The following is a 19,869-nucleotide window of genomic DNA, read 5'->3' on the forward strand; positions in this document are numbered from 1 at the left end:
GAAAACGTTATCTTCCTTTTTTGGTATCTCCCTAACTTGATTATCAGAAATGGATTCTGTAAAGTATTTTATGAGTAAATTAAATGGAGGCCTAGCAATGACTCATATCAAATTTGATTATTCCAAGGCATTATCTTTTTTTCAAGAACATGAAGTATCTTACTTGAAAGATACGGTGAAACAATTACATCATACCATCCATGAGAAGACCGGTGCCGGCAACGATTATATTGGTTGGCTTTCCCTTCCTTCTGATTATGATAAAGAAGAGTTCTCACGCATCAAAAAAGCGGCTGAGAAAATCAAAAATGATTCTGACATTCTTTTAGTCATCGGAATCGGCGGGTCCTATCTCGGGGCAAGAGCAGCGATTGAAATGCTTCAACACAGCTTCTATAACCTGCTTCCGAAAGAAAAACGCAACGCTCCTCAAATTATTTTTGCAGGAAACAACATTAGCTCTACATACATGAGAGATATTATGGATTTGCTCGAGGGCAAAGATTTCTCCATCAATGTCATTTCTAAATCTGGTACAACAACTGAACCAGCTATCGCTTTCCGCATCTTCCGTAAAGTATTGGAGGAAAAATACGGGAAAGAAGAAGCGAAGAAACGTATTTATGCAACAACAGACAAAGCACGCGGTGCATTAAAAACGGTAGCAGACGAGGAAGGCTTCGAGACATTCGTTATTCCTGATGATGTCGGCGGCAGATATTCTGTACTTACAGCAGTAGGATTGCTTCCAATCGCTGCAAGCGGTGCAGATATTGACACAATCATGAAGGGCGCACAGCAAGCAGAAAAGGATTACTCTGAATCTGAGCTTGAAAACAATGAGGCTTACCAATATGCAGCGGTCCGCAATCTTCTCTATCGCAAAGGGAAAACAATTGAAATGCTTATTAACTATGAGCCATCCTTACAATATTTCTCTGAATGGTGGAAGCAATTATTCGGCGAAAGTGAAGGGAAAGACCAAAAAGGTGTCTATCCATCTTCTGCGAACTTCTCTACTGACCTTCACTCATTAGGTCAATACGTGCAAGAAGGACGCCGTGATATCTTTGAGACTGTTATTAAAGTTGAATCTCCTCGCCATGAATTAGTTCTTGAAGAAGCGGAGAATGACTTAGATAATCTAAATTATTTGGCAGGTCAAACAGTTGATTTCGTCAATAATAAAGCATTTGAAGGAACATTGCTTGCTCACACGGACGGCGGGGTGCCGAACCTTGTTGTCAGCATTCCAGCTTTGGATGAATACACATTCGGCTATTTAGTGTATTTCTTCGAGAAAGCATGTGCCATGAGCTGTTACTTAATGGGTGTAAATCCATTCGACCAGCCTGGTGTAGAAGCTTATAAAGTGAACATGTTTGCTTTATTAGGCAAAAAAGGCTTTGAAGAGAAGAAAGCTGAACTCGAAAAACGACTCCAATCTTAATGAACAAAAAGCCTGCATTCCCCGTACAAGGAGGATGCAGGCTTTTTTGCTTCTAATTAAATAAGAGGCCATATTATTACCATACATACCTTTCTCCATATAGAAGAGGATATGAATACAAACATACTCTGCTATGGAGGGAAATAATGATGATTGTTCTTCCGTCACGCTTAAAGAATACGGTTGTTACCTATTTGCACGCACGAAGAAAGCTTGCCTCACAAGGCTTCTTAGTTGGAGGGAGTTGGGATTATGAGCAAGGGTATTTTGATTATCTGTTGGAGGGTTCTTATAAAGCGAGCTATTTACGGATTCCATTCTATACTTGCAGAGGATCCATCGAGGATAAGAATGGCATCATTCGGATTGGAAATCCCTATTTGTTAACACTGGAGGACCGCATAGGGATACATAAAGATGAAAAAGGCCGGAGAGCTGGCATTCCGGCGCATTGTGTGAATTGGGGTTTAGAGGTGATTGAGCAGGCAGAAGAGGCATTGCTTGGATCTTAATCATCGTCTGTTTGTTTCGTGATAAGCTGGAGAAAGGCATCCCCAATCAGGTCGTTCGTTGCAATTATCTCATCAGCCCCGGCACGTTTTGCATTTTGAATCTGAAAGGGTGTAAGAATCTCACAAATGCAATGGGGCGCAGGGGTTTGTCCCTTTAAGGCTAACAGAGAGGAAATGACACGCAAGTCAGAATCCTGTTCATTTTTTGATGGATCGGCAGTGATGATGACCATCATCGCCTTCCGGCTATTGGTGTTCAGCCAAACCTGCTCGGTCGTGCTATCCCCGCGAATAAAGAATACATTGCTATGAGGAAGAGGGTGCTCGACGGCTGACTCATCAACCACAACTAAAGGTGTGAGAGTTTGGGCTTCAAGTGTTTGTATCATTTTCTTTGTCCGTTCATTCCACCCGACAAAAATGATATGGCTGTCGCCTTTATATACACCGGTTCCAAGATGAAAGGCTGTCTGCCGTTTGATGATATGAGACGACATCGAAGCGAAAAAGTAAGCAACAAACCCTCCACCGGCAAGAATCACAAAGAGAGCGATGAATTTGCCGGGGATGGTGGCCGGGACGATATCACCGTAGCCGACAGTTGACATCGTCTGCACCGCCCACCATATACCGCTTTTAATGGTATGGAAGGTTTCTGGTTCAATGATGTGCATGACCCATCCAAATACAATGGTTAAAGCGAGAACGGTAATGAGCAGCCGTACGACTAAATGCAGCTTGCCGAAAATATTTTGGACAGAATTCATTTCATTCAGCTCCTTTTACCCCTCAATACAGAACTCCTTTACTGACGATGTCAATCTTCACTTTAGGAATAATCGTAATATCCTTGAAATCTTCATCCCAATTATAGCCTTTAAATTTTTCGGGATCTTGAATCATCATTTTATGACCCAAGCCCAATGCATCGCAATTCGCCTCTTGTAACGTTTTGGTTATCTCTTCGGCCTTTTTGGTCATGCTTTTTGAAATGAGCTTGGTAAGTTTTTTTCGTTCTTTATCAGTAAGCAGACCTTTTGTATATTCAGAAACGGACACCTTTAGTGTTAAGTCAACATGATAAATGGGTTTTCCAGACTCCCATTTTAATGTGGTTTTTGCTTTTGATCTTCTGACCGCAATCGTAATTTTTTTGTTGATTGCTTTTGCAGACTTGCTGTCATTTATGGTGAATTGTGCTGTTTTACCTCCTTTATTCTTCATTAAAAGCAATAAGGAGGCAGGCGCATTCGTTAAATATTTTCCCGTATACTTCCGTTTGTTGAAAAGAACTACACCCTTTAATTTTAAATTCTTATCCTTTCCTTTATCTATACTGAGGTATGGAAGAATCATATCCTGACCCGGGCAGAACATAATTGGCATTAAGGTGCCTATTGTTAACTTGGGAATATGGGATTCCTTCTCTCCGCTGATAATTAAATCATTCAAAACTTCAGTTATTAGATTCCCTTGAATATATTCTCCATCCAGAAAATCGACTGCTTTACCTTCCGTTACGATAATCTTCGTATTTATATTACTACGTGCTTCACGAAAGTATATATCAAGGAGTGGATAAAGATCCTTCTTAGCCAATTCCTCACCAATGGCCAAGACCCGAAGTTTATTAGTTGAATAGGTGCCAGGAGTAATTCTATTCATCTCATCGCGTATTTGAAGCGGTGTTTCACCGGTAACTTGATAGGCATTATTGAATGGCTCGGTCTGACCGCCGCCGCCAACTGGCTTCATTGTTCGGATGATTGAGATGGAATGAATACCCTCCTTAGGTTTTTCCGCTATATCGTATCCAACGCCGAAGGCTATGCTTTGCTTCTTTAGGAAGTTTTGATCCCAGCAGCCTGCTGTTAAACTCAAAAGGGAGCAAATGCATAATACTTTTACTAGCTTCAAGGACATCACCTACTATTGTTTGATTTTCCGTATTTTAGCAACGATTAAGAGCAGGGGGGTCGTGCCGAACATGAACAGGTACGTGACAGGAAGCATCAATGACCCTGTTCGATGTACATTGAATTGGGATAAAGGGAAGCAGAGGCATGCGATAAAATTCAAGATGAAAAAGATCAGGAGAAGCCTCGACTCCTTTTTAGGATGAAATGCTTGTATAAACCCTGTCAAACACATATGCATATGAACGACGAATGATGTTGCCGTTGGGATAAGCCAAAAGCACATAATCAATAAATCTAATCTTTCAAGCACGCCGAACAAGGTTATCGACTTTAAAAGATGCAAGAGTGGCATTACAACAATATCTAAGGGACGGCTTCCAAACAAGGCAAGGCTCGTTATAATGATAAAAACGTATATAAGGGATACAGTCAGTATGGAATAAAAGACAACCCTCCCCTTAGCCTTAAGGCTACCATCTACCTTAGGAAGGTAAAGTAAAATACAGTTGATTGCACTGTATATAGGGCCGATATGAAGGGCCCCCTTCATTATTTTGTGGAGAGGTACATCTCCAATCGGCAATAAATAAGTAAAATCCATATTTTCGATTCCAAAGCAAATGACAAAAACCAATATAAATATTAAAAGAAAAGCAATACAGCAAAATCTGGCGAAGGCAACCAATTTACCTGCTGCTATATAATAAGCAGGCAACAATAATAGTAGATAAGTGACGGGATAGGGTGTTATGGCTAATGTCCACTCTTTAGACAAATAGCCAAAATAGATGCAAATATATCCTGCAGATATAAATGAGTAAATGGATAAAAGGATGGATAGAATTTTTCCGGCCGTTTTCCCTAAGACAATTTCTGCAATTTGGTACAAGTTTTTGTCAGGGAAGTTTCTGTGAAGCGCAATGATGATAAGAGCAAGGAGCTGGAAGGCTACCAGCAGAATGACCCCAGATATCCATCCGTTATGTGATGCTTCATAACTGACATAAAATGGAATCGTAAATATGATGATGCCAATTAGGATTTGGATAATGACGAAGTATAGCTGAGTCAAAGATAGCGGCTTAGTCGTAGTAGACATAGGAATCTATTATCCCTCCTTTGTTTTAAATACTTTTGCGCCGATCTTTTTGATCTTTTTAGAAAACTTAAATGGAACCAGCGGAGCCAGATAAGGCTGACCGAATGAACTCAGTGAACAGAGATGGAAGACGATAAAGGTTAAGCCAAATGCTAATCCGACAAGACCAAACATGTTCGAAAGAAACAATAAAGGATAGATGAATAACCTTATGACAACTGCCATCTCCTGATTAGGCGTAACAAAAGAGGAAATACCGGTCAAGGCCAAGACAATTAGCATGGTATTGGATACAAGATTCGCCTGCACAATGGCTGTACCAATCACTAACGCGCCGACTACACCAATTGTAGGTGAAACAGATTTAGGAAGTCTGATGGTGGCTTCATTAAGTAGTTCAAGTGTTATTTGCATAATTAACGCTTCAATTAGCGGGCTAAAGGGGATAATTTGCAGAGACCCTTTTACATTCGCAATAAGTGTTACAGGAATGATTTCGGCATCAAATGCAACGACGCAAATATAAAAAGGTGCCAGCGTTATCGTCAATAACAAGCTAAATAAACGTAAGCATTGATGAAAAGACGCAATATAAAAGCTGCTTTGAGCATCATCAGGCGCATGATAAAAGGCAAAAAAGCTTGCCGGCATGAGGTAGATCGTGCTCACTCCATCTATGAGGACTAGGATTGCACCTGTTGAAAGATGCTCCGCAACGGTAACAGGACGTTCTGTATTTAGAACTTGCGGAAACGGTGAGCGTTTCTGATCTTGAAGTTGCTCCTTCAGTTGTCCGGTTATTACAGCTCCTTCAAACTTTAGATTCTTAATCCGTTCTTCAACCTTTTTCACTACTTCTGGGTCTACTTGATTTCCTAAGTAGCCAATGCCGACCCTTTTTTGTATCTTATCTCCGATTACGAGGTCCTTCATGACAAATTGATCGGTTCGCAAATACTTTCGAATGAGACCAATATTGACCTCGTAGCTTTCGACAAATCCCTCATGTGTTCCGATAATGGATTGTTCAGAAGATGGTTCTGCCACACTTCTTGTGGCAAACTTTGCAGCGTCTATTGTATAAGCCGTTTGGCTGCCTTCTTTAAACAAAATCATATTTCCATTTATTAAATTGTTCTTGACGTCTTCCCATGTATAATAGGAGTTCAAGGCAGGAACAGGTAAATCAAGAGGAGATAATCCCTTGTCAGCAAGCAAGGGCTTGATGATAAATTCCTCAAGCAGCGACTTATCGCTAATGGTTTTTAAGTACACAGCACAATAGGAGACGTCAAATGCCGAAAACTTGCGGAATATAAGGTCACCCGTATTAGAGAAGAATTTCTTCAAGTAATTCTCATTGTCTTCAATATGGCCAGAAATTTGTCCTGAGATCTGTTCTTCGAGTTTCTGGTTGGAATCTTTAGAGTCCGTTTTTTTCCTGAAATTCATTTAAATCACCACTTATCGCCATTAATGGAGATTAGTATTTGCCGCATAAAGAAAAATATACAAGAAGAAACGAGCCAGCCATTTATCATGCGGCTGCCCCGTTTAGACAATTATTTCGTATTCGGATATTCAATTTGCTTCCGCCATTTTTTCCGCTCCTGTTTGTCTAAATACCAGATGGCAATATAACGGAGAGAAAGAAATACAGATATGCCAACCCCTGATACGATGACAAAAAGTGCGATGTATTCATAGAAGCTCAGGGTACCAATGGTCTTGGTCCAATTAACATCCTTGTTAAGGCTATCAACCATTAGATTCATTCCGAATATTCCGGTAATGACGGAATATAGGGTGAGAATTTGCAGCAAGGAGCTGCTTTGCTTCGAAGTGAAATTATCTTGGTATTGGTATAAGCTCTCTAATGTATTGCGGGTATCCTCGTACAGGAGTTCTACCCGGAACCGCTCTCGCAGCTTGACGAATATATCCCGTCCCTCTGAGTGTGTCGCCAATTCAAAGAAAAAATAATTGGAGGAGAAGGCATTGATGGCATGAATCAGCTTCTCTACCTTCTTCGTGTCCTGCTCAATGCGGATTTCTGAGTAATTATTTTCAAGCTTCAGCAAGACAATCTTATGGAAGAGGGTCAAGATCAATCCGTAGTAAAACTGACCGTAAAAGCTGTTGGCAATCCTTGAAAATTCCCTTCCCGTTTGCTTTGTCAAAGTAAAGAAGCCGCTCGACTCAGGCAGGATATACGTATATGGCGCCCATCTCATATAGGCCTTTTCCTCGATAAAAGAATGAATAAATTCTTTGTTATGTGCACTGATATAAGGCTTGTCCTGAAAGAAGCCATCTAAATTGCCAAGTCGGTATACATCTTCTTCCGTAATGTCGCCTTCTAGACTAATCAATGCCTGTACATATAGACGATTATCCTCGAAGAAAGGAAATGATTCAAAATAGGCACTCTTCTCGGATTTATAGCTCATATATTCTTTAATATCAGGGATAACACATTCAAATATATAATCTTGAACATGATCAAACGACTGCCCCTCACATATAACGCTGGTGAAGGAATTTTTCTCTTCCATCACCCTGAACTTTGCTCCGAAATCAAGGATTTGTGAATAAGTAAGTTCATTCTTATTTAACAGATCTACTCGTACGTTCAAAATACCAATTTGGTAAGGACAAACAAATACGTCAACGGAGTGGATGACAAAATCTGCTGTATAGGAGGGGGCTTTAAAATGGCTTTTTAATCCAAGAGCCTTAGTGTAACGCTGAAAACCTTTTCCGTCTTCCTCTTTCGGAAATAAAATGCGGTTTGTAAAAGGTAAATAATAATTCTCTAAATCCTCATGATCAATTTCATATTGACCATAATAATCATCTTCTTTCTCCAGCTTATCAAGTCTGAACCATTCATACCCATTCTCTTTTAGTTTGTTGGCAGTATCATCCTCTTTTCCTTCCAAAATCGAGAATGGAAACAAAAACTGAAAAATGGCATGGTTCACGTTCTTTTCCGTTAACTCAATTTCTTCCATGTGAACATCGAACCCCTTTAAAGGAATAATCCTTATTAACTACCCGAAAAAGAAAGAGGGTTAACCAAAAGAATCAAACATTACAAATAAATGTAATATTTCGCCGCTTTAGAGAACTAAAAAGCTGCCGGTAATCCGGCAGCTTTTGTCGTCAATACGTTGTATATGAATCGCGCGGAGTTGGGGTTAACGGTGTACCAAACCCATAGCCAGGCGAGGCGAATGGACCGCCGAATTGACCAGCATATTGACCGCTCCAGCCTCCCAGCGGTAACCCATAAAAATTACCGTATCCTCCGCCGTATGGGGTACCAGGCTGTAACGGCGGACGTGGAGGAGGGGGTGGGAACATTCCAGGATAGCCTCCGCCGAAGCCTCCATAACCCCCATATCCTCCATAGTGTGGATGGTGTCCATATCCGTAAGAGCCATGCTGCTGTCCAAATCCAGATGGGAGATTTCCATATAATTGTGGTTGTGCTTGCATTCCATTTGGCATTCGTGTGTTTCACTCCTTAACTATCTCAGTCAAATGCAGTATATGCAGACTGCAGGAAGAAGGAGCTTAGCCTAAGGAAGATAGGCGCTATTGAAGATAAAATGCTAGTCTTGTGCCTTCATCATAAAAAAGAGGCCGACTCCGATTGTACGGCAGTCGGCCAATTATTATTGTCCACCCTTGAAATTGAAATATGCGTCATATACCTTTTGGGCAATCTTCTTGTTCATTTGGTTATCACTGGACTGATAAGCCCATGGAACAACTACGCTGATGGCAATCTCAGGATTATCGTATGGAGCGTAAGAGACAAAGGTTAAGTTCCAGGTGTCCGGCTGTACTGTCCCCGGAACCCAATTAGGGCCGTCATAGAATGCTTGGGCAGTACCGGTCTTTCCAGCAGGTTTATATGGCCTGTTTGCAAAGAAACTAGCGGCTGTCCCTCCAGTGTCTTGCGTCACCTGACGGAACCCCTCCTGAACCCGTTTAATCCATTCATCCTTCATGGACAGCTTATTCAGTGATTTTGGTGCAATTTCTTTAAAGACAGGTCCAATTTCTCCTTTCTTCATGACTGGTTCATGCATTTTCTTCACGATATGCGGCTCCATTCGATAACCGCCATTGGCGATGGTGGAGACATATTGAGCGAGCTGCAAGGGTGTGTATGTGTCATATTGGCCGATGGAAAAGTCCATGAGTAACCCTGCATGCCTGATGCTTCCTTTATAGCCAATTTGCTCTCCGGGAAGATCTATGCCAGTTTGCTTCCCAAGGCCAAATTCGGCATAGCGATTACGCATGATATCAAAGGATTCGTCTGTCACATTCATCGTTTGCTCGGGGCGTGTATACTGAGTACCGCCGATGGCTATCGCTGTTTTGAACATATAGACGTTTGATGAGCGTTTCAAGGCTGTCAAATCATTGATAGGCCCCATATTGGTATACGATTTTTTGGCATTGGTATCTTTCAGCTTAATGGGTGCATCGTACTGAACGGTTCCAGGAGAGATAACGCCTTCCTGATAGCCAGTCAAGATGGTTGCCCCCTTGACAGATGAGCCCATCGCATAGGCAGTTGTGTAAGTCCCTTGGGCAAAATCGTTCATCACGTACTTCCGCTGCTCTTCATCATAGGAATAGCGCTTGCCAGCTAAGGCGAGTATTTCACCGGTATTTGGATCCATGGCAACGACAAAGGCTCGGTCCAAGAACTTGGTGTTGCCTGAGCCTTTATTGGCTTTCAGCTCATTTTCAATGATGGTTTCAACTTTTTTCTGGAAGTTGATATCAATGGTCAGTGCAAGGTCTTTCCCGCGTTGGCCTTCAGTTAAGCTTTCCGTTCCAATAATATTCCCAGCCTTGTCTAGAGTAGTTTTAAATTTTCCCTTCTGACCATGGAGGATGTCTTCATAATAGAGCTCAAGATTAGATAAACCGATTCGTTCGTTCAGGCTATAGCCTCTGGATGTGTAGTATTCGACCTTTTCCTTCGGCAGTCCGGTATTAGCGGAGGATGTCCGACCTAAGATGGATTTAAGGGTTGAATCGAATGGATATTTCCGGTTCCAGTCAACATAGGTGTCTACTCCGGGCAGCTCATCCAGGTTTTCGCTGACAAGTGCCATTTCTTTATCTGTAACCCCTTTATTCTTCACAATCTCAGGGGTCAAGTAGGTGCCGCTGTTAAACTTACGGAAGATGGCTAAAGTCTTTAAGTCCTGTTTAGAGAAGGAGGCAAGCTCTTTCTCAGTGATGCGGTCGAGCTGTAATTTATAGAGGTCCTTACTTTCTAATTCTCCATCACTTTCCTTTTGATATTCTGCTTTCGTAATCTTTTTCTTTGCTTCCTCTGGATGAAGCAAGATCCAGAAATCCTTCATATCTCGTTCCTTGACGGCTTTCATATCTTCGTCATTAATGGAAATGAACTTGGACAGCTTTTCAGCCACCTCAATCATTTCAGTTGTCTTGACTGTCTTACTTCGTGTATAGGTGATGGCATTAATGCCTTCATTATCGACAATCAGATGATAATTACGGTCATAAATAAGTCCGCGTGGCACCGGTTTATTAACGGTAATGTCCTCTGTCTTTTCGACTTCTTTTTTATACGTATCGCCGTGGACAATTTGCAAAATGCCTAATCGTAGAATTAAAGCAGTAAATAAGAGAAATACCGTGAAGAGAAGAATATTTGTTCTGAATGCGAGAGAAGGCTTTCTCTTTTTCTTCTTCCTCTTCCTAGGATTATTCAAGTCAACGCCCCCTATAGATTTTAAAAATTGTCATCAATTCCAGTTTAAGGGATAATGAGTGATAATACCACAAAAAGAACATTTAGAAAGTAAAATAGCTCTTATAGAAGAAATCATATAAGAATGGAGCGGATGACATGGCAAACCTATTTCCAGATAAGATGTATATTGCAGGAGAATGGGTTGATAAAGAGGAGAAAATTGACGTATTTAACCCAGCAACACAAGAGGTAATTGGTACGGTCCCCAATGGAAATGAAAATGAGGCAGAAAAGGCTGTGAATGCGGCATTTGAAGCCGGTAAGGAATGGTCAAAACGAACAGCGCATGAGCGCTCGAGCATTTTGCTTGAATGGGCACGCCTGGTTGAGGAGCATACAGATTATTTGGCTGAAACGATGACCATTGAACAGGGCAAGCCGCTGGCAGAGGCAAAGGGGGAGATTGCCTATGCAAACAGCTTTATTACCTGGTTTGCAGAGGAAGGAAAACGGATTTACGGCGAAACCATTCCGGCCTCCCACCCGAATAAAAGACTCTTTGTGCATAAGCAGCCGGTTGGAGTGGTCGCTGCGATTACCCCATGGAATTTCCCAGCAGCGATGATTACGAGGAAGGTGGGACCTGCTCTAGCAGCCGGGTGTACGGTTGTCCTGAAACCTTCTGAGGAAACGCCATTCACGGCATTGAAGCTGGCAGAGCTCGCTTGCCGGGCAGGAGTTCCTGCAGGTGTATTGAATATTGTGACAGGCGACGCCAAACGAATCACAGAGGCTTGGCAAAAGGATGAGCGTGTACGAAAGCTCACATTCACCGGTTCAACCGAGGTTGGGAAGCTCTTAATGAGAGGAGCCGCTGATACGGTGAAGAAAATTTCGCTTGAGCTTGGCGGACATGCACCGTTTATTATCACTAATCACGCCGACATAAATAAAGCGGTAGAGGGGGCAATTGCATCAAAGTTTCGGAATGCAGGCCAAACCTGTGTGTGTGCGAATCGAATTTTGGTTCAAAAAGGTGTGTACGAGGAATTTGTGAAGCGATATACCGAGAAGGTGAGCAGCCTTAAGATAGGAAACGGACTAGAGACAGGCGTGGAAATCGGACCGCTCATTAATCAAGAGGCCATTGATAAAGCTATGGCACATTTGCGGGATGCCCAGGAAAAAGGCGGCGAAGTCTTGACAGGGGGACAGGTTCTTTCCGATTCTAACGGGTACTATCTTACACCGGCAGTCATCTCAGGGGCGACTGATGATATGCAATGTATGCAGGAGGAGACATTTGGTCCCATTGCGCCAATTGCTCCATTTGAGAATGTGGAGGAAGCCGTAGAAAGAGCCAATAATACCCCGTTTGGTCTTGCAGCCTATGTATATTCAGATAAGATCAGTGAAGCCATCTATATTGCTGAGAATTTAGAATATGGGATTGTCGGTGTAAATGATGGCCTGCCTTCTGTTGCACAGGCTCCGTTTGGCGGATTTAAGCAAAGCGGACTTGGACGGGAAGGAAGCCATCATGGAATTGATGAATTCCTTGAGGTGAAATATATTTCTTTAGGATTAAATTGAGAGATTGAAAAAGGCTGCCTGAATATGTTCAGGCAGCCTTTTGACTTAATTTCCTTTTTTCAATACGATTTGCCATTCGGCATTGCCGGTTTGTTCGAAGTTCGTAACCGTATGACCTTCTTTCGCTGCCCAGCGGGGAATGCTTTCGGTTGCCTGCGTGCAGTCAAAATTAATAATTAATTCTTCACCAGCCGTTAATTCGGTCATCGCTGCTTTTGCTTCTTCTAAAGGAAAGGGGCACACCATTCCGTTTGTTTCAAGTACTTTTGCCATTTGTGTTTCCTCCTTTTAATTAGGCTGCTGAAATTGCTCCAGAGCTAGCCTGTTGTTTCTTTTGTTTGCGAATAATCGTGAAGTAGGTTGCTGTCCATGTTCCAAGAAGGAAAAAGACAACTGCAACCCAGCCTTGCCATGTGAAAAGGGCTGTGTTAACTAAGCCATTTCCGATTGTGCATCCACCTGCAAGTGAAGCACCGAATCCCATCATCAGACCGCCTGAAGTGTTAAAGCCAAGAGTCTTCTTATCAGGCAATCTCCATTTGAATTCTCCGCTGCCGCGAGCAGCGATATAGGAGCCAATCCCGATTCCTAGAACGAGGAATACACCCCAGTTTAAGAGAGAAGTGTCTCCGTTGACGAAGAAAGTGAGCAGCTGTGCAGTAGGTGTAGTGATGCCAAGACCCGCCATACGGCCAGTTGCTTCACTTAAGGGCCATGCAAGAATGGCAATTAAGCCTACAAGGCCTGCAGTGACGAATGGATGCCAGCGTTTCTCAAATAAGATATGCGCAAGACCAGTCTTTTTCGGTTTCATGCTAAAGGTCGGAAGCTTTGGTTTTCTCAGGCTGCGTATGACAAGAGCTGTGATCAGAAGGCCAAAGGCTATAACGAGAACCCATGGAGAAAGACCGAATGTTTCATGTATATAGGTGTCGCTTGTTCTGTAGGATAAAACATCACCTCCGACGGCAGCTAAAATTCCGAATTTGGTCATGGCTGCACTAAGAGCATACATGAATAGGGCAACCCAGCTTCCAATCAAGCCTTCCCCTGCTCTGTACCATGTTCCAGTGGCGCATCCGCCGGCAAGGACCATACCAATGCCGAAGATAAAACCGCCGACAATTGTACCGAGCCATGGGAATGCATCCGCTTGTATCGTAATAACACCGGCCGCGGCAAGAGCATACACACCAACAGCTTGAATGGCGATGACAATCATGGTTGCGAGAAACATATGACCGTCTCGAGCGAGAAGTAAATCCCGGTATGCACCAACGACGCAAAAGCGGCCTCTTTGCAATACAAAGCCAAGCAGTAAACCAACAATAAGGCCAAAACTAATTATTTGTATCATGATGTCCCTCCAAAATGTAATAGTAATTTGTAGTTATAGTATTATAAAACTTATAAGATTACTATGAATTAACCTCAAAATGAATCTAAAGACCCATTAATTTCTAAATACTATTTTCTTATTTATAGATAAAGAAGAAAAGTGGGGATGGAAATTAAGGTGTACCATAGCCTAACCTCATATAATGGTACCTATCGTTCTCCTATTCTAGGATTTCTTTTTTGGCTGCTTGCCAATTTCATTGATAATGATAATCACCAAGTGGTTGATTTTGCTAAATTCGTTGTTTATAATGAAAGCGAACTCAATAATGATAATCGTTTTCAATCGGTAATTGAGAAATTATTTTTGTGGGGATGCCAAATGAGATTATGGATGTTAATAACAGCTACTGTTATCCTCACCTTTATTTCGCTATTTATAGGGGCCATTGATATTAAACCAACTGATCTGCTTGATTGGGAGTCTGATGAGACACAAATCTTCCTCATGAGCCGATTGCCACGGTTGATGGCCATACTTTTAGCAGGTGCAGGAATGGGGATTGCCGGCTTAATCATGCAAAGCTTAAGCCGAAATAAGTTTGTTTCCCCTACAACAGCGGGAACGCTTGACGCAGCAAAACTGGGAGTCATTGTTTCCATGATTTTTATCCCAAGTATGTCTTATATGGGACAAATTCTCTTTAGTTTTGCGTTTGCTCTAATCGGGACGTTTATTTTCATGCAATTACTTGAAAGGATTAAATTCAAGGATGTCATTTTCGTTCCGCTTATTGGGATCATGTATGGAAATATCATTGGTGCCATCTCAACATTTTTGGGCTATGAAGCAGATGTGCTCCAGAATGTTGATACGTTTTTCTTAGGAAGCTTCACATTGATTGTTTCGGGACGCTATGAATTGCTATATGTAGCAGTACCGGCGATTATAATTGCTTATATTTTTGCGAATAAATTTACGGTTGCCGGCATGGGAGAGGATTTTGCGAGGAATTTAGGATTAAGCTATCGCACAGTCCTGAATATCGGGCTGGTTATCGTGGCAGTTATTTCAACGACCGTTGTGTTAACTGTCGGTATGATTCCTTTCTTAGGTTTAATCGTGCCGAACCTTGTTTCTTTATACCTGGGGGATAATTTACGCAAGACTATTCCCCATACGATCTTCATGGGGGCAGCATTCTTGCTGGCCTGCGACATTATCAGCCGGCTGATTGTTCATCCATATGAAATACCGGTCAATACAACAGTTGCAGTCATTGGCAGTGCGATCTTCTTGATTATGTTGTTTAGGGGGAAAGCATATGCGAAAAAATAGCACAAAATTATTGCTGCTGGCTGTTATTGCCCTAATATGTATGGGACTCTTTGCCTTTTATAATATTCAAGGAAGCTTCAGCTATGCCTTTCCTAGACGTGTGGAGCGCCTCATTGCGATGGTGATTACCGGAACGGCAATCGCTTACGCAACGGTAATTTTCCAAACTGTTACCCATAATCGGTTATTGACTCCATCTGTCATGGGTGTAGATTCGATGTATGAGGTCGTCCAGACAATCATTTACTTCACGGCAGGCTCAGCATCGATTTTTGTTGTAAGCCGTTACTTGAATTTTGGGTTATCCATTGCCGCTATGGTGATTTTTGCCCTGATTCTCTATCGTTTTCTGTTCCGGGCGGATAAATATCCTATTTATCTTTTATTATTGGCTGGGATGATTATAGGGACACTCCTTGGCAGTCTTGTGACATTCATGCAGGTCATTATCGACCCTGTTGAGTATGAAAGCCTGCAAGCCCGCTTGTTTGCCAGCTTCATGAATGTGAAGACTGAGCTGCTGCTCATGGCAATCGTTATCTTAGGTGCAGCCTTCCTCTACGGTTATCGTCTGCTCAAAGATCTCGATGTCGTATCCTTAGGCCGAGATAATGCCATCAATCTTGGCGTTAACTACGATAGAATTGTTTTGAAGGTATTGGTCTTATCGTCTATCCTTATTGCCACATCTACGGCTTTAGTTGGACCTGTTACCTTTTTAGGATTAATCGTAGCTAATTTAGCCTATCAATACTTAGCCACCTACAAGCATTCCGTTTTAATTGCTGGTGCGAGCTTAATCAGTATTATCGCGCTTGTCGGCGGGCAGTTTCTCGTACAGCATGTATTTGAACTCAGTACAACCATTAGTGTCGTCATTAACTTTGTCGGTGGTATTTACTTTATTTACTTATTACTGAAGGAAAGTAGGAAAGCATAATGATCGAAATTAAAGAGCTTTCTAAGAGTTTTGGAAAGAAACCGGTTGTTGAAAATGTGACATTAAAAATACATCCTAGGAAGATTACTTCGTTTATCGGACCAAATGGAGCAGGGAAATCAACTTTATTGTCCATGGTCAGCCGGCTCTTAGATGCGGATACAGGTGAAGTATTTCTAGATCAGGCAGATGTGAAAAAAATGAAGTCTGATGCCTTTGCTAAACGTGTGGCTATTCTAAAGCAATCGAACCATTTGAACATCCGCTTGACTGTGCGGGAGCTTGTATCCTTCGGCCGCTACCCATATTCAAAGGGGCGACTGACAAAAGAGGATGAAAGATTAGTTGACCAAGCATTGGAGTATATGAATTTAGTAGACATGCAAGATAAATTCCTTGATGAATTATCAGGCGGTCAAAAACAGCGGGCCTTTATTTCCATGGTCATTGCACAGGATACAGAATATATCCTGCTTGATGAACCTTTAAATAACCTTGATATGAAGCACTCTGTCCAGATTATGAAAATCCTTCGCAAGCTGGTTGATGAACTTGGAAAGACCGTTGTCATCGTCTTGCATGACATTAACTTTGCTTCTGTCTACTCTGATCGTATTGTTGCATTGAAGGATGGCCGTCTGATCAAGGATGGCCCTGCACATGAAATCATTAATCCAGATGCTTTGCGGGATGTCTATGATATGCATATCCCAGTGCAGGAGCAAAACGGTTGCCGCATTTGTGTCTACTTTAATTCGCATTAAGGCTTTCCCTCTTTTATCATCTAAACGAAAAAATCTAGAAATGCTGGTAAAAAGAGTTGACAGATTTTGAAAGTTCAGTTTAGAATGATAAATGTAAATGAAAATGATAATCATTTTCAATTAAAGATTCTGTTTAGGGGGAAATACAGGATGAAGAAGTGGAAGTTTTTAGCAGCGCTTGCAACACTAACATTAATGTTGTCTGCATGTAACACAAGTGAAGAGTCAACAGGAGGAGATTCCTCTGAGAAAGCTTCACAAACAGAAGGAAATGAGTCTAACTCAGCATTCCCGATGACTGTGCCTTCATTATCAGATTCACGTGAAGATGAAGAAAGCGGAAAAACGACGACATTTGAAGATGTCACTTTAGATAAAATGCCTGAGCGTATTGTAGCGCTTGACTATGGTTTCTTAGATACACTTGATGCTTTAGGGGTTGAAGGAATCGTAGGGGTTGCTGCCGGCGGTGGTAAAGGAAATATGCCGGATCACTTGAAAGAAAAGTATGTAAATGATGATGTAGCTGATGTTGGTACATTGAAACAAATCGAATTTGAAGCAGTAGCAGCAGCAGAGCCGGATGTTATTTTCATCTCAGGCCGTCAAACACCGTACTATGAAGAGCTTAAAGAAATTACGCCAAATGTTGTTTTCATTGGCTCTGACAATGAGAATTACATAGAGGCTGTATACGAAACAGTTGATCTAGCAGCTAAAATCTTTGATAAGAAAGATAAAGCAGAGGAATTAAAAGCAAATCTGCAAGAAAAAGTGGATGCTGTGAAAGAAAAAGCAGCAGGCTATGAAAATGCACTAGTGGCTATGTACAATGACAAGAAAATCTCCGGATTCGACAACGGTAAAGATTCTCGCTTCGCTTATGTTTATAATGACTTTGGATTTAAGCCGGCAACAACTGAAATCGATGCTTCATCACATGGTTCCGATTTCTCTTATGAATCTGTCCTTTCCGTTGACCCAGAGGTGTTGCTCATCATTGACCGTACAGCTTCTGATGTAGAGACAATCAAAAAAGATATTGAAAATGATATCATCAAAAAAACACGTGCTTATAAAGAAGGAAAAATCGTCTATCTTGACGGTGTTAACTGGTACTTCTCAAGCAATGGTGTAACAACAGAAGCAGATAAACTTGATGAAATCTTAAATGAGCTTAAATAATTTCATTAATATGGAGCATGTCTCAAAGGGACATGCTCTTTTTAACTAAATGGGACAGGAGTGAGAATCATGTTTGTACAAATCCGTAAGTGGACAGTGACAGAAGGAAATGCAGACAAGATACTTGAGCGCTTTAAGAAAAAGCCTGGACAAGGACCATCCTTAGTGGAACAGCGTGAAGGATTCATCGGGCGTGAGCTGTTAGTGAAGAAAGCGGCACGCGGGGAAGAGGAAGTGGTTATGCTGGTTCGATGGGAATCAGAGGAAGCATGGAAGGCCTGGGAGAAGAGCCCTGAGCATATCGCAGGCCATAAGGCGAAAATCAAGGAGCATGGCGGAAAGCCGCCAAAGCCTGATTATGTTATCAATATGGAGCACGGAAAATACCTGGTCGTTGAATAAGACGAGTGAACAAAAAGCCCATCCCTAATAAAATGTGAGATGGGCTTTTTGTTCGTCTTTAAAACTCAAGAGGAGGTGTTGTCTCATCCATCACCTTAAATGTGTAGCCTTTATGCTTCAAACGGCGGATAATTTCAGGCAGTCCATCTACAACGGTTGTATTCCCATTGAAATCATGGAGCAGGATATATAAATTTTCTTTCCCATTGATTGAATTCATAATCCCAGCTGTAATTTTCTTTTCGGGAACCGGTGGGTTAATCGCATCATTTGCATCACAATTCCAATCAAAAAATACATAACCGCGTTTCTTGCCTTCCTCCTTAAGAATTGGCATCAAATTAGTACCGGCATATTGCCGGTTGATGTAATTATTGGAACCGCCGGGAAAGCGTAATATATTTGGAGAGGAACCGACTTCTTTCTTCAAGAATTCCTCCAGCCGTTCAATATCCGCATAGAAAGATGCCTTTGACCGGTAAATAGATGAATACTTGTGCGAATAGGAATGAAGTCCAAGAGCATGACCACGTTTTACCATTTTCTTGTATAAATAATGGTGTGATTTTTCTTTCGTACCGGTAACGAAGAAAGTTGCCTTCACATCATGGATATCAAGGATGTCCATGATTGGTTCAGTGATATTGGATGGGCCGTCATCAAAGCTTAAATAGGCTGTTTTGGCAAGAGCTTCATTTGGAAGCAGAAGAAGAGCTAATAAAGGAAGTACAATTAATTTTCGCATTTTGTTCTCCTAAGTCATCAGGGTTTCTCGAATAGTTTAGGGAAAATGCCTGAAGAATATGCAGAAATGATTCGTGCATAGAAACAAAAAGTGGTTAAAATGTCGAACAAATATGTATAATATGAAATAGTTATGGATGAAAGGTTTGATTGAATGTTAAAGATTGAAAGCTATACAGTGGAGAGATTGGACGATCCATTTGGAATTCTAACCGGCGAACGGTATGAATTCTTTCTTGAGCTCGATGTTCCAGAGGAAGATGAATTATATAGCGAGAACGGTGTTATGCTGCGCGTTATTTTCTTAAAGGATGAAGAGAAGGAACGAATCAGCAAATATGAATTCATTGAAAATGAAACGAAAAATGTGCTCGACTTTGAATTAGAAGAAGACGAAGAGACAGCTGTCCTTACTTTTTGCCGAGAGCATTATGATGCAGAAGAGGATGATTCGGCTATTGAGAATTTATCCAATTGAGGATATGATTAGAGATACAACCATATAATCCGTAATAGAGTGCCTTGATGAAAACAAGGATAATAGGGAAACCGGTGCAAGTCCGGTGCAGCCCCCGCTACTGTAAACGCATATAAACTGATTCACTCATGCCACTGGTTCATTATTGAATACGGGAAGGCGGAATCAGGTTAAACAAGATAAGCGTAAGCCAGGAAACCTGCTCTATGTACTTGAATTCTATTTTTCGGTGGGAAGAATAGGGCGACTGATTCTATGCTTCTATTACTGGAATGCCGCCTTAGCTTCGTATTGAAGCTAAGGCTTTTTATGTGGCTGAAGATTTGATCCCGCACTAACGGTCAGTAAGAC

At 41.7% G+C, this 19,869-nt stretch carries 19 protein-coding genes and 1 riboswitch; of the genes, 9 read left to right on the forward strand and 10 right to left on the reverse strand.

What is annotated here, in order from left to right:
* The first annotated feature begins 97 nt into the window (after positions 1 to 97).
* Positions 98 to 1,450, forward strand: a complete 1,353-nt coding sequence (locus tag ACI35L_RS00600; RefSeq protein ID WP_049669704.1) for a glucose-6-phosphate isomerase — start codon at positions 98 to 100, stop codon at positions 1,448 to 1,450.
* 146 nt (positions 1,451 to 1,596) lie between these two features.
* Complete coding sequence (locus ACI35L_RS00605) at positions 1,597 to 1,962, forward strand: YugN family protein (RefSeq protein ID WP_439802000.1); 366 nt, start codon at positions 1,597 to 1,599, stop codon at positions 1,960 to 1,962.
* Here the strand turns inward: ACI35L_RS00605 and ACI35L_RS00610 are convergent.
* The 7 genes from ACI35L_RS00610 to ACI35L_RS00640 form a co-directional block, all read right to left on the reverse strand.
* The gene (locus tag ACI35L_RS00610) at positions 1,959 to 2,729 is read right to left on the reverse strand and encodes a potassium channel family protein (RefSeq protein WP_439802001.1); all 771 of its coding nucleotides are present in this window, start codon (positions 2,727 to 2,729) and stop codon (positions 1,959 to 1,961) included. The genes ACI35L_RS00605 and ACI35L_RS00610 overlap by 4 nt on opposite strands.
* Positions 2,730 to 2,751: 22 nt before the next feature.
* Positions 2,752 to 3,879: a Ger(x)C family spore germination protein gene (locus tag ACI35L_RS00615; protein WP_439802002.1), complete on the reverse strand. Its 1,128-nt coding sequence runs from the start codon at positions 3,877 to 3,879 to the stop codon at positions 2,752 to 2,754.
* Between the two features lie 12 nt (positions 3,880 to 3,891).
* On the reverse strand, positions 3,892 to 4,980 hold the full coding sequence (locus ACI35L_RS00620; RefSeq protein WP_439802003.1) for a GerAB/ArcD/ProY family transporter: 1,089 nt from the start codon (positions 4,978 to 4,980) through the stop codon (positions 3,892 to 3,894).
* 9 nt (positions 4,981 to 4,989) lie between these two features.
* Positions 4,990 to 6,432: a spore germination protein gene (locus tag ACI35L_RS00625; protein ID WP_049669709.1), complete on the reverse strand. Its 1,443-nt coding sequence runs from the start codon at positions 6,430 to 6,432 to the stop codon at positions 4,990 to 4,992.
* Positions 6,433 to 6,542: 110 nt separating this feature from the next.
* Entirely contained in the window at positions 6,543 to 7,994 is a 1,452-nt protein-coding gene (locus tag ACI35L_RS00630; protein ID WP_439802004.1) for a hypothetical protein, read from the reverse strand.
* A gap of 151 nt (positions 7,995 to 8,145) precedes the next feature.
* Entirely contained in the window at positions 8,146 to 8,493 is a 348-nt protein-coding gene (locus ACI35L_RS00635) for a hypothetical protein (protein ID WP_439802005.1), read from the reverse strand.
* A 167-nt stretch (positions 8,494 to 8,660) separates the two neighbouring features.
* On the reverse strand, positions 8,661 to 10,754 hold the full coding sequence (locus ACI35L_RS00640; protein WP_439802006.1) for a peptidoglycan D,D-transpeptidase FtsI family protein: 2,094 nt from the start codon (positions 10,752 to 10,754) through the stop codon (positions 8,661 to 8,663).
* Between the two features lie 137 nt (positions 10,755 to 10,891).
* On the opposite strand from ACI35L_RS00640, the gene ACI35L_RS00645 reads away from it, so the two are divergent.
* Positions 10,892 to 12,328: an NAD-dependent succinate-semialdehyde dehydrogenase gene (locus ACI35L_RS00645; protein ID WP_439802007.1), complete on the forward strand. Its 1,437-nt coding sequence runs from the start codon at positions 10,892 to 10,894 to the stop codon at positions 12,326 to 12,328.
* A 45-nt stretch (positions 12,329 to 12,373) separates the two neighbouring features.
* Here the strand turns inward: ACI35L_RS00645 and ACI35L_RS00650 are convergent, their stop codons facing one another.
* Together ACI35L_RS00650 and ACI35L_RS00655 are read right to left on the reverse strand one after the other, a co-directional pair.
* Positions 12,374 to 12,601 (reverse strand): sulfurtransferase TusA family protein, encoded by a 228-nt coding sequence (locus tag ACI35L_RS00650; RefSeq protein WP_049669714.1) that lies wholly within the window; start codon positions 12,599 to 12,601, stop codon positions 12,374 to 12,376.
* A 19-nt stretch (positions 12,602 to 12,620) separates the two neighbouring features.
* Positions 12,621 to 13,685 (reverse strand): YeeE/YedE family protein, encoded by a 1,065-nt coding sequence (locus ACI35L_RS00655; protein WP_049669715.1) that lies wholly within the window; start codon positions 13,683 to 13,685, stop codon positions 12,621 to 12,623.
* A 363-nt stretch (positions 13,686 to 14,048) separates the two neighbouring features.
* On the opposite strand from ACI35L_RS00655, the gene ACI35L_RS00660 reads away from it, so the two are divergent.
* The 5 genes from ACI35L_RS00660 to ACI35L_RS00680 all read left to right on the forward strand — a co-directional run bounded on the left by ACI35L_RS00660 (position 14,049) and on the right by ACI35L_RS00680 (position 18,296).
* A complete protein-coding gene (locus ACI35L_RS00660) occupies positions 14,049 to 15,005 on the forward strand; it encodes an ABC transporter permease (RefSeq protein ID WP_049672757.1) in 957 nt (318 codons plus the stop codon).
* A complete protein-coding gene (locus tag ACI35L_RS00665; protein WP_049669716.1) occupies positions 14,992 to 15,945 on the forward strand; it encodes an iron chelate uptake ABC transporter family permease subunit in 954 nt (317 codons plus the stop codon). Before ACI35L_RS00660 ends, ACI35L_RS00665 begins: the two co-directional genes overlap by 14 nt.
* A complete protein-coding gene (locus ACI35L_RS00670) occupies positions 15,945 to 16,709 on the forward strand; it encodes an iron ABC transporter ATP-binding protein (RefSeq protein ID WP_049669717.1) in 765 nt (254 codons plus the stop codon). The genes ACI35L_RS00665 and ACI35L_RS00670 overlap by 1 nt, the downstream gene beginning before the upstream one ends.
* Positions 16,710 to 16,859: 150 nt before the next feature.
* Positions 16,860 to 17,894, forward strand: a complete 1,035-nt coding sequence (locus tag ACI35L_RS00675; RefSeq protein ID WP_049669718.1) for a siderophore ABC transporter substrate-binding protein — start codon at positions 16,860 to 16,862, stop codon at positions 17,892 to 17,894.
* A 69-nt stretch (positions 17,895 to 17,963) separates the two neighbouring features.
* Entirely contained in the window at positions 17,964 to 18,296 is a 333-nt protein-coding gene (locus tag ACI35L_RS00680; protein WP_049669719.1) for an antibiotic biosynthesis monooxygenase family protein, read from the forward strand.
* A gap of 58 nt (positions 18,297 to 18,354) precedes the next feature.
* Here ACI35L_RS00680 and ACI35L_RS00685 read toward each other — a convergent pair whose 3' ends face one another.
* Positions 18,355 to 19,041: a polysaccharide deacetylase family protein gene (locus ACI35L_RS00685; protein WP_049669720.1), complete on the reverse strand. Its 687-nt coding sequence runs from the start codon at positions 19,039 to 19,041 to the stop codon at positions 18,355 to 18,357.
* A 153-nt stretch (positions 19,042 to 19,194) separates the two neighbouring features.
* Here ACI35L_RS00685 and ACI35L_RS00690 point away from each other — a divergent pair, with 153 nt between their 5' ends.
* A complete protein-coding gene (locus ACI35L_RS00690) occupies positions 19,195 to 19,518 on the forward strand; it encodes a DUF6509 family protein (protein ID WP_049669721.1) in 324 nt (107 codons plus the stop codon).
* A gap of 20 nt (positions 19,519 to 19,538) precedes the next feature.
* Positions 19,539 to 19,739: riboswitch (cobalamin riboswitch) on the forward strand.
* Positions 19,740 to 19,869 lie beyond the last annotated feature (130 nt).

Source organism: Pradoshia sp., from assembly GCF_051873915.1.
Taxonomy (GTDB): domain Bacteria; phylum Bacillota; class Bacilli; order Bacillales; family Pradoshiaceae; genus Pradoshia.